This is a genomic window from Frigidibacter sp. MR17.24, assembly GCF_037095655.1.
Taxonomy (GTDB): Bacteria; Pseudomonadota; Alphaproteobacteria; order Rhodobacterales; family Rhodobacteraceae; genus Frigidibacter.
In genome coordinates this window covers 1-11,069 of record NZ_JBAWKE010000021.1, presented here as the reverse complement: position 1 = coordinate 11,069, position 11,069 = coordinate 1, and the positions used below count along the sequence as shown (strand labels likewise).

The window sequence follows — 11,069 nt, the reverse complement described above, 5'->3', positions numbered from 1 at the left end:
GGGGAAGAAGGCTTCGGCATGGCTCGACGCTAACACTCAGGACTCACAACCTGAATCCGCCTCACCGATAAGTGCAACAACGCCCCTGCAGAGGCTCCCGACCCCGGCCTGCCGCTGCATCTGGTGCTGCGCGCCTGTCCCGACATGCTCGACCACGCCCCGCACGGCATCCGTCACTGGCACGAGCTGGTGGCGACGGCGGCGACAGTGCGCGGCTACATGGGCATCAGCCCCGACGCCTGGGAGGAAGCCTGCCGGATCCTCGGGGCAGGGCACGCGGCGGTCGTGATCGCGTGCCTCCTGCAACGCGCCGAGACCATCGCCCGCCCCGGAGGCTACCTCCGCGCCTTGAGCACCCGCGCCGCGAACGGGAGCTTCTCGACAGGCCCGATGGTCATGGCGCTTCTGCGAGCCGAGAACCGAAGGGCCGCGTGAGTTGACAGCTGTCAACTTCCCTCCGGAGACTTACCCTATGGCTCGCGCTTCCCTATAACCGACAGGCAGGAAGCCGTACTGCACCGCCTGTCCTTGCGATATTGTCGCGCTGAAAGTCCAGATGCCCGATCTAACCCTACACAAGATCTTTTATGACGAGCGGTCGCAGACCACGATCGAACCGCCGTATGTGCCGCTCGATAACGGCGACGGGCCACCAGGCTGGTTCGAGCTCTGGCCTATCCTGCATTACCTCGAGACCCACAGCCTTGAGGAAGATCATTGGTATGGCTTCGTCTCGCCGAAATTTCCAGAGAAGCTGGGGGTGCGCCTCGAAAGCATCGAGGCGCTGATAGCCGATCATCCCACGGCCGAAGTGGCGCTTTGCAGTTACAACTGGGTTTCGCTGGCGAAATGGCGAAACGTGTGGCTGTCGGGAGACCGGTATCATCCGGGCCTTATCGACTGCGCCGAGGCCTTTCTCGCCTCGATCGGCAAACCCACCGACCTTGCCGCCATGATAGGGGACTTCACGACCTCGGTGCACTCGAATTACATCATCGCCAAGCCGCGCTTCTGGCGGGCCTGGCAGGCGCTCGCGCGGCAGTATGTGGACTACGTCGATCTCGCCGACCCGCCGCGAAGGGATGACAGCCCTACGCACCACGACGGGCCTGCGGATTACCGTCTCAAGACCTTCGTGCAGGAGCGGCTGGTCTGCTGGCTCTTGCAGACCGGGGGGTTTCGCACCGTGCATCTCGACTATGCGCGGGCGATGCCGATCCCGGCACCGGATCGGTCGGAGGCAGACCGGGCGGCGCGGCTCTTTGTCCGCGCCGACTTGTTCAAACGTCTGGCGCGGCGGGGCGCGGCGGGGATCTTCCTGCGACTGCACGCGCGCGCGGCCCGCAAGGCGGGCAAGCACCTGCGACGCAGCCGGCGCGAAGCCTCCACGCCACAGGGTGCGGTAGATTGACATTGACCGCAGCGCCATGTTGAAAGCGCCGGTATCGCGCAGGAGTAGAGATCATGGATCATCAAGGTTATATCGCGGAATACCTCGGCGAAACCGCGAGGCTCATCGATGATCTAAAAGTGCTCGCGCCCCAGATCGAAGCCGCCGCGCAGATGTGGATCGACGCGCTGGCCGCAGGAAACAAGGTGATCTTCTGCGGGAACGGCGGTTCTGCGGCCGATGCCCAGCACCTCGCGGCCGAGCTGATGGGGCGCTTCCTGATCGACCGCAACCCGCTGCCGGCCATGTCGCTGACCGTGGACACCTCGGCGCTCACCGCGATCGGCAATGACTACGGCTATGACAAGGTCTTCTCGCGCCAGCTGCGCGGCATCGCGAAGCCGGGCGACGTCCTGTTGGGCATGTCGACCAGCGGCAACAGTGCCAACGTTCTCGATGCCTTCTCGATCGCGCGTGAGCTGGGCGTAAAAACCATCGCGCTGACCGGCGAGGGCGGCGGCAAGATGGGAGAGGGCAGCGATCTGCTGATCGCGGTGCCGCATGGCAAGACCAACCACATCCAGGAAGCCCATATCGCGATCGGGCATCTGATCTGCGCGATCACCGAGGCGACGCTGTGCTCACCCAAGCCGTAATCCTCTGCGGCGGGCTCGGGACCCGGCTCGGCCATCTGACCAGCCAGACCCCCAAGCCGATGCTGCCGGTCGCAGGCGCGCCATTCCTGGACATCATCATCCAGGAGACTGCCCGCTACGGCTTCGAGGAAATCGTTCTGCTGGCCGGCCGCTTCGGCGAGCAGATCGTCGCGCGCTATGACGGGACCACCCGCTGGGGTGCGAAGCTGAAGGTGCTGGTCGAACCCGCGCCGCTTGGCACCGGCGGAGCGCTGCGGTTCGCGCTCGAACAGCTGCAGGGCGAGTTCCTGCTGACCAACGGCGACTCCTGGCTCGACACCGATCTGGCGCGCCATGCGGCGGCATGGGCCGCGAGCGCGGGGCAGGGGTGGACCGCGCAGATGCTGCTGCAGCACATGCCGGATGTCGCGCGCTATGGGGTGGTCGATACCGATGGCCCCCGCGTGACGGCCTTCCGCGAAAAGGACCCTTCCTTCGCCGGTCGGCCGGGCTGGATCAACAGCGGCATCTACATCCTGCGTCGCGAGATCGTTGCCGGTCTCGAGCCCGGGGCCGTGCTCTCGCTCGAGGCCGATTTGCTGCCTGCGCAGGTGGCCGAGGGCACAGTGCGTGCCGAGCATGCGCGCGAGGGCAGCTATTTCATCGACATCGGCCTGCCCGAAACCTTCGAGCGTGCGCAGACCGAGCTTCCGCGGCACCGCCGCAAACCGGCGCTGTTCCTGGACCGCGACGGCACGCTGAATCGCGATGTCGGCTATACTTGGCGGCCCGAGACGCTGGAGTGGATGCCGGGCGCGCGCGAGGCGATCGCACGGGCGAATGCGGCCGGCTATTACGTTTTCGTCGTCACAAATCAGGCCGGTGTGGCGCGCGGGTATTATCCAGAGGCCGCGGTGCTTGGCTTCCATCGCGCGATGCAATGCGACTTGGCGGCCCTGGGGGCCCATATCGATGCGATCGAATGGTGCCCGCATCACCCGGACGGCGTGGTCGAGGGCTATGCGCGCGCCTGTCACCGTCGCAAGCCTAATCCGGGAATGATCACCGATCTGCTGGCGCAATGGCCCGTCGCGGCAGAGCGCAGCTTCCTGGTGGGCGACGCCGTGACCGATGTCGCAGCGGCCGAGGCGGCAGGCCTTCGCGGCCTGCGTTACGAGGGCGGATCGCTCGACGCGCTGGTTGCAGCGCAGCTGACAGAGATGGAGAACTGACATGTGGATCAGCAAGACGCCGCTGCGGGTCAGCTTTCTTGGCGGCGGCACCGATTACCCGTCGTATTTCCACCGCGAGCGCGGTGCCGTCCTTGGCGGAACGATCGACAAGTCGGTCTATATCCAGGTGCTGCCGCTGGCGCCGTTCTCGGCGCAGAAATACCGTGTGACCTACCGGCAGACCGAAAGCGTCGACCGGATTGAGGATATCCAGCACCCGGTGATCCGCGAGAGCCTGAAGCACTACAACTGGGATACGCCACTGAATATCGCGACGATGTCCGATCTTCCCGGCGGGACGGGGTTGGGCAGCTCTTCGGCCTTCACGGTTGGATTCATAAACCTTCTCAACCAAATGCGGGGCGTATCGCTGACGCGCTACGAATTGGCTCGACGCGCGATCCACATGGAGCAGACGATCCTTCAGGAAAACGTCGGCGTTCAGGACCAGGTCCATGCGGCCTTCGGCGGTCTGGCGCGCTACGAGTTTTCTGGCGAGCAGATCTCGATCGAGCCGTTGCGGCTGGCGACCAGCCGCCTGAAGCTAATGAACGACTCGATGATGCTGGTCTACACCGGGCAAGAGCGCAGCGCCTCGGCGGTGCTGGCCTCGCAAGAGACACGCACCAAGTCCGGCTCCAACGAGGCATACCTCAAGGAGATGTACGAGATGACCAAGATCGGTGCGTCGATCCTCGAGGAAGAGGGGGACGACCCGGCGGCACTCGTGCGGTTCGGGGATCTGCTGAACCACGGCTGGCAACTCAAACGCCAGCTGGGAACAGTGTCCAATTCGACCATCGACGAGATCTACCTTCAGGGGCGCGAACTGGGCGCTTGGGGCGGCAAGCTGCTTGGGGCAGGGGGCGGCGGCTTTGTGATGTTCATGGCCGATCCCGCCCTGCACCCTGCCTTCGTCGAGCGCTTCGGCGCCGAGCGGGTGGTGCCGATCAAGATGGTTTCGGACGGCTCGTCCGTGTCGCGGATCGACTGAACCGAAATTTGTCCCCCTTATCGCTCCGGCCCCGGACCGGGGCACGCGCCTGAACGTCAAGGAAGCAGCCATGTCGGACATGATCCCCCCCACGCCCGGCCGCGAGACGGTTCCCTACTGGCGCGAGGACGACGAGATCCAGAACTTCGGAGACTTCCTGAGCGCCTACCTGCTCGAGCATCTGTTCCTGCGCACGCCGCGACCGCCGCAGGATGTGCGTCTTGTCGGCAGCTACCTGAGCGATTTCATGGTCCGCGACGCCCAGGACAGCCATCCCGGTGCCGGGGACGGCATCGCGCTGGTGGCCTGGGGCGGCGGGTTGCGCGAACCGGGCTGCCTGAGCCGCGAGTTGCTGCGCCATGTCGAGATCCGGTCGGTCCGCGGGCCGCTGACCTCGCGCGAGCTGGGTCTGGACGGGGTGGTGCCACTTGGCGATCCGGGGCTGCTGATGCCGGCGCTCTACCGTCCGAACCCCGCGCCCGAGACCACGGGCAAGATCCTTTGCCTGCCGCATTTCAACGACACGCGCTCTGACGCCGAACTGCTCGCAATCACCGGCGCCGACGGCATTCTGAGCGCCCGCATCGCCAAGTCCTTCTACGAACTCGAGCGGTTCATCGACGCGATCTATTCGGCCGAGTTCGTCCTCTGCGGGTCGCTGCACGGGGCGATCATGGCGGCGGCCTATGGCAAGCCCTTCGGCTTCTTCGACAGCGGCATGATCGATCTGCCTTTCAAGTGGCAGGATTTCGCGGCCTCCTGCGGTTTCCCCGCCGCGTTCTTCACCCGCGCCGACGAGGCGCGCGCCTTCCACGATACGCAGATCGCGCCGGTGCTGGGTCTGCCGCGGTGCTGGGACTATCTTGCCGTCGCACCCTTCCCCCTGCGCAGCGAAGCGCTGCTGAAGATCCTGCGCCACGAGATCGACTCGCGCGGCCTGAGCGCCGAGGCGGCACTTGCCGAAGCGACGGCGGCCTTCCGCGGCGACCGGCAGCAGATGTCCGTATTGTTGCGGGCTATGGACGAGCTTGTCGGCAGCATGCTCGCGGCCAACCGCGCGACCGCCAAGCTACATCAGGATGATCGCGCCGCCCTGCAGGCGCAACTGGCGGCGGCAGAGGCCACGTCCAGGGAGGTCGATGGCAAGCTTGGCCGCACAGAGGCGATCCTGTCCGAAACGCGCGATCACCTGACGCAGGCCGAGGCCCGCGCCGCCGGGACCAAGGCGCAATATGCGGCCCTTCAGCGCGCGGCGGACGAGGTCGCGCAGCGGCTCTATTCCGCGTATCGCAAGCCGCTGCTGCCGCTTGGCAAGGCGCTGGAGCGCAGTGCGGTGAAGGCTCTGCTGGCGCTGTCGCCGATGATGTCGAAGCGCAGGCGCGAGAAGTTCCGCAAGCTGGTCAAGAAGCGCAAGCCCGCGACGATCCTCAAAGACTGGACGGCGCGCAAGGCGGCGCTCGCTCATCAGGAAGCCGCCCTGCAGCCGCCGCGCCCCAGCACAGCGGAAAGCGACCTGCACAAGCTGCAGCGCCGGCCGCGGATCTTCGTGTCAGACTACCGCCTGCCGCGCCCGGACCTGTCGGCCGGCGAGCAGGCGACCTTCGGGCTGATCGCGGACCTTTGCGCGGTCGGCTATGACGTGGTGTTCCTGCCGGCCGACATGAAGCTGGTCGAGCCCTATGCGGCCAATCTCGCCAAGCTCGGGGTCGAGGTGATCACGCGCGAAAGCGGGTATGATTGGGGCCGCAATTACCTGATGTCGCACGGGCACGAGTTCGATGCCTTCTATTTGATCCGTATCGAGGTGGCGGAACAGATGCTGGCCACCGCGCGCGATCGGGCACCCACCGCGCCGATCCTTTTCCACGCGCCGGACCTGCATTACTTGCGTGAAGAGCGTGCGGCCGAGCTGAGCGGAGATCCGTCCCAGACCGAGAGCGCGCGCCACACCAAGCAGCGCGAGCTGGCGGTCATGCGCGCCGCGGATCATGTCGTGGTGGTGAGCCCGGCTGAGGTCCCCTATTTGCGCGCCGAAATGCCCGCACAGCAGATCTCGGTCTTCCCGGCGCTCTACAGCGATGTCGTTGCGGCGCCTGCGGGCTACCATGCCCGCGATCACGTGTTCTTCATTGGCGGCTTCAAGCACACGCCGAACGTCGACTCGGTGATCTGGTTCGCCGACAACGTCTGGCCCGCCGTGCATGCCGAGGCCCCCGAGGCGGAATTCCACATTATCGGGGCGGAAGCGCCGCCCGAGGTCATCGCTCTCGGAGAGCGGCCCGGCATCCGCTATGTCGGCTACGTGGCCGAGCTGGAGCCGGAGCTTGCGAAATACCGCGTCGGCGTCGCGCCGCTGCTCTACGGGGCAGGGATCAAGGGCAAGGTCGGCGCGATGATGGGCGCCGGCATGCCGACGGTCTGCACGACGATCGCGGCCGAGGGCATGGGCATTGTCGACGGCATTCACGCGCTGGTCCGAGATGACCCTGCCGAGCAGGCGCGGGCCATCGTCACGCTGTATCGCGATCGCGGTCTATGGGACCGGCTCGCCGTCAACGGCGCGCGGCTGGTCGAGGACAGCTTCGGCGACGCGGCTAACCGCGCCTCGTTCCTGGCAATGCTGAATCGCGCCCGCGCGCTACCGCAGCAATCGTTCATGCGCTACTGCGCTACCGCCCCAGACCAATGCTTCCCGGTCTATGATCCGGCACAGGCGATTGACGTGTCGATCATCATCCCGGTCTACAATAAGTGGGAGCTGACCAGGGACTGCCTCGTCTCGGTCGCAACCGTCTGCCGTTCGACCGGCATCACCTACGAGGTGATCCTTGCAGATGACGGCTCGAGCGACGAGACTCTGCAGGCAGCGGACCTCTTCCCCGGTCTACGGGTCGTGCGCGCGCCCACCAATCTCGGCTTCCTACGCAACTGCAACAATGCCGCCGCGCAGGCGAAGGGCGAGCATCTGCTGTTCCTCAACAATGACACCATCGTGCTTCCGGGGTGGCTTGAGGAGCTTTACCGCACCATGGTCGCCGAGCCGCAGGCTGGTATCGTGGGCTCAAAGCTGCTCTATCCGGATGCGACCATCCAAGAGGCCGGCGGGGCGTTGTTCAAGAACGGCTCAGGCTGGAACCTGGGCCGCAGTCGGGGGCGCTTCGACCGGATGTGGACCTTCCAGCGCGAAGTCGACTACATCTCGGGTGCGTCGATCCTTGTCCGCGGCAGCTTCTGGAAGTCTTCAGGCGGCTTCGACGAGCTATATGGGAATGCCTATTGCGAGGACTCCGACCTCGCGATGCAGGCGCGCAATACCGGTTTGTCGGTCATTTACGTGCCTGGCTCTGAAGTCGTTCACTTCGAGCACGCCTCTTACGGAGATCAGCTCGACAGCAAGCCCAAGCAGCTTCAGCAGGAGAACGGGGAGAAGTTCTTCCAGAAGTGGCAGGTGGTACTGGAGAAGGACCATGCTCCGGTTGGGGGAGACCCCATACTTTCGCCTGGTCGAGGAAAGACAAAAATCTAAGTCCGGGAAATTTCGGAGCGAATGTATGTGGGCACCTGGACAAGCTAAGTGCTGTCGCTGCGGTATACATGGAACGCCGTGACACTATTTGCTTGGGGAGGATTTTCCCGACTTCGGATGAAGGTTGTCGAGCGCCTGCACCGGCCGCTTTAGTTCGATGTGGGAAACTACAGTTAGCGTCGCACCATCGCTCCGAATATTAAGTGATCAGAGCGTGAATGATTCTAACGATGCTTCACGACTTCGGCACAGGGCTACATCGCAGTTGAGGCAACGACCTGTGCCGAAACATGCCTGCGATGGCGAAGAAAAGCGGGTAGGAAGGGATCACATAGATGCGAAAAGATTGGTGTCGTCTTTATCCGCTCTGGATTGTTTTTGCTTGGCTCATCGCATCTTGGCCGTGGCTCTCCGGGAGTAGGTTCGTTCCATGGGACAGCATTGATGCATTCTTCCCGCAGGTGGCGTTCATACTGCGGGCCCTTGGCGAGGGACATCTACCTTTCTGGAATCCTTTAGCCTTCGGGGGTCTTCCAGTTCTCGGAGACCCGCAAGGCATGCTATTCACACCCCACACGTTGGTCGGATTTCTTAGCGGCCCGGCTTTCGGCCTTTGGATATTTGATGCAACTACATTGTTGTGCATGCTTGTCGGATCGCTTTGCCTATATAAGTATACGCTGCATCGCGGTTCTTTGCCGAGCTTGGCGGCGATCGGCGCGATTGTTTTCATGCTGGGCGGCTACGGATCGAGTCGATTGCAGCATGTGCCTCAGATCATCTCATTTGCTCTTTTGCCTGTCCTGCTGCTGAGCTTCCGGCATTGCGTGCGTACGCCTAATGTGGGCACCGTTCTTTGCCTAAGCGCTGTTGGCGCTCTGTTGGCACTCAATCCGAACCAAGTCGTATTTCTTTCACCATTTTTCTTAATGCCGCTGTTGGTTGCTGAGGTCAAAGGTAGTCAGCGTATTCAACCGGCCTTGGTGGGGTTGCTGATCTCGTTTGTTCTGGTGTCGTTGATTGCGGCCCCTTCATTGTCCGCCATTCTCGAGACGGTAGAACTCTCGACGCGGACGCGGTTGGACCTGAGTAGCAATGCCCCCGCCTCGCTCCCTGGCTTCTCGGCGTGGTCTTCCATTCTTCCGGGGGCTTTCGGTGCTCGTCTCGGGCACAGCGAACATTGGGGACCTGTCGATGCCACCGAGGGCTATTTGTATGTTGGAATTATTCCGCTAGGTGTCGTCCTTTTGAGTATGTCGCGGCGGCAGGCACCGTCCCGTTTGCTTGGATTGGCATGGGGTATGGCGCTCCTGTCCTTCCTTTTTGCAATGGGAACGAAGGGACCGCTTTTTCCCCTCCTTTATGAGAGGGTGCCTGGCTTCTCCTTATTTCGTCGGCCTTCGGATGGCGTTTATTTCTTGATGCTTTACGCCTCCTTGGCAGTGGCGTTTGCATCACTGCCTGGCAGCAGCCGAGATCGCGGATGGATTGAGCGGCTCGCGCTACCCTGCCTACTCGTCGTACTCTCTGCTGTCGGTGCGGCGAGCTTGATACGCTTTGCTGCGGAGAAGTCGCGGCTATCACTGCTTCAAGACGATTTTAGCAACTGGCTTCTGCGAGCCGCGCTCGCCTCTGTTTTGATTGGCGGTGCATATTTCCTTACGGGCCGTGCCGTTCGCGGCCCGCTCATGGGCTTTCTCGGTTTGGGACTGACGCTTGTTGACCTAACGACAGCGGGTCGGATAACCAGTTTTTCTGAACGCTATGAGCGGTACGAATTGGCCGAGGCCTATAGGATCCTTGCCGGCTGGGATCAGTTTGAGTGGCAACGAGAAGCAGAGAGCCTGAAGCAGATTAAGAGGCTGATGCGGGCAGGGGAGCGAGTTGAGGTCGTTGGCGGGTCCGCCATGAATGCGCCGATGGCATTGGGTCTAGCTATGTCCCAGGGCTATAATCCGCTCGTCCTAAAGCGGTATGCTGATGTCTTTGGTGCGCAACATCTCGGCTATGAGCCGAAGACCTTCACGGCACTAGCCGCTTCACCATACTCGGAGCCACATCGTTGGCTTGGAGTCAGATACTACTTACTTCATGGTTACATCTTAGATAACCCCTCAGATTTCGGCGCGTTCGGTGCTGCGGTGGTTGGACTTCGTGACATGATTGTTTCGGGAGGAGGGGCAGAGATTCAAGGAGGCGGTACTTATCGAATATACGAAGTTCCTGCCACTTATCCGGAAGGAACGCTACTTGTGGGGACCGGAGATGAACGGTCGCCATCGGTCGGCCAGTGCAGGGTGTTGGTTCGTGCGCCGGGATATTCTCGCTACGAATGCTCGTCGGACAAAGCAGCTCTATTTATCACGGGCGATAGTTTCGCGCCCGGATGGACTGCCTGCGTTGGTGAGCGTTCTGCCCCGGTAGAACCGTTTTTGGGTGTCCTTCGCAGTTTAGAGCTTCCTCCGGGCACGAATGCTGTGACCATTCGCTACCAACCCGTTCCGTTTTTGAGATTTTGGGATGGATGTTGATCGGTTTGGTTCCGCTAGACCCCATGATCGCTGGGTGAGCTGACTGGGTGGGTGGCCTCTCCCGCGGCATTCTCCGTTCGAGGGTTGCGCCAGGGATGACCTGCCACCGGTCATTCATCCAGTTACGACCGGAGTCCGGTGGTCATTTGTGCGTGTCTTAGATGTAAAAGCAATCGTCTGGCTGGCGGAGGTCTCCATCCGCGCAGTGGGGCGGGCGATTGCAGTGTTCAGGGTCCTTGNGGCGGAGGTCTCCATCCGCGCAGTGGGGCGGGCGATTGCAGTGTTCAGGGTCCTTGGGCGTTGTTGCACTAATCAGCTGAAGGCCGATCTAGCCCTGTCCCGCTCTGTGTTCAGCCCACGGCGATGATCTCGGCGGTGCCGAGGGTGTTGTATCTGTTCATGATGGCGATCCGGATCTGGATCTCGGCGGTCTGCCTATCAGGGTCGCGTGAGGCGATGCGCTCGCCGAAGGACTTGAGGCAATTCATCCGTGCCTCGACCCGACTTCGGACGTGGTAGCCGACCGACCGCTTCCAGTTGGCTCGTCCCAGGCGTCGTGTCTCGTGAAGGATGCCGTTTCGGGCACGGGCAGCCGGGCAGTCCTCTTGTCCCCGGGCGGCCGTTCCGGCGGATGGGAGTGAGGGCATGCCCGCCACCGGTCCGAGGGCATGCCCGAACGCCTCAGCTCCCCGCCCGACGATCGCGCCATGACATCGTCTGGTGTCATAGGCACCGTCGGCTGTGACCGAGCCGATCTCTTC

Annotated in this window: 7 protein-coding genes and 1 pseudogene; 7 read left to right on the top strand and 1 reads right to left on the bottom strand. The window is 62.9% G+C overall.

Annotated elements, in window-relative coordinates:
* Nucleotides 1–123 precede the first annotated feature (123 nt).
* The 7 genes from repC to V8J39_RS23300 all read left to right on the top strand — a co-directional run bounded on the left by repC (nucleotide 124) and on the right by V8J39_RS23300 (nucleotide 10,308).
* A complete protein-coding gene (gene repC / locus V8J39_RS23330; protein ID WP_336463382.1) occupies nucleotides 124–435 on the top strand; it encodes a replication initiation protein RepC in 312 nt (103 codons plus the stop codon).
* A 121-nt stretch (nucleotides 436–556) separates the two neighbouring features.
* Entirely contained in the window at nucleotides 557–1,411 is an 855-nt protein-coding gene (locus V8J39_RS23325) for a hypothetical protein (protein ID WP_336463381.1), read from the top strand.
* Between the two features lie 53 nt (nucleotides 1,412–1,464).
* Complete coding sequence (locus V8J39_RS23320) at nucleotides 1,465–2,046, top strand: D-sedoheptulose-7-phosphate isomerase (RefSeq protein ID WP_336463380.1); 582 nt, start codon at nucleotides 1,465–1,467, stop codon at nucleotides 2,044–2,046.
* Entirely contained in the window at nucleotides 2,028–3,257 is a 1,230-nt protein-coding gene (locus V8J39_RS23315; RefSeq protein ID WP_336463379.1) for an HAD-IIIA family hydrolase, read from the top strand. Before V8J39_RS23320 ends, V8J39_RS23315 begins: the two co-directional genes overlap by 19 nt.
* Before the next feature lies 1 nt (nucleotide 3,258).
* Nucleotides 3,259–4,251: a GHMP family kinase ATP-binding protein gene (locus V8J39_RS23310; RefSeq protein ID WP_336463378.1), complete on the top strand. Its 993-nt coding sequence runs from the start codon at nucleotides 3,259–3,261 to the stop codon at nucleotides 4,249–4,251.
* A gap of 70 nt (nucleotides 4,252–4,321) precedes the next feature.
* Nucleotides 4,322–7,777 (top strand): glycosyltransferase, encoded by a 3,456-nt coding sequence (locus V8J39_RS23305; protein ID WP_336463377.1) that lies wholly within the window; start codon nucleotides 4,322–4,324, stop codon nucleotides 7,775–7,777.
* 557 nt (nucleotides 7,778–8,334) lie between these two features.
* Nucleotides 8,335–10,308: a hypothetical protein gene (locus tag V8J39_RS23300; protein ID WP_336463376.1), complete on the top strand. Its 1,974-nt coding sequence runs from the start codon at nucleotides 8,335–8,337 to the stop codon at nucleotides 10,306–10,308.
* Between the two features lie 350 nt (nucleotides 10,309–10,658).
* Here V8J39_RS23300 and V8J39_RS23295 read toward each other — a convergent pair.
* Nucleotides 10,659–11,069, bottom strand: a pseudogene (locus tag V8J39_RS23295) (IS5/IS1182 family transposase); the annotation flags it as partial.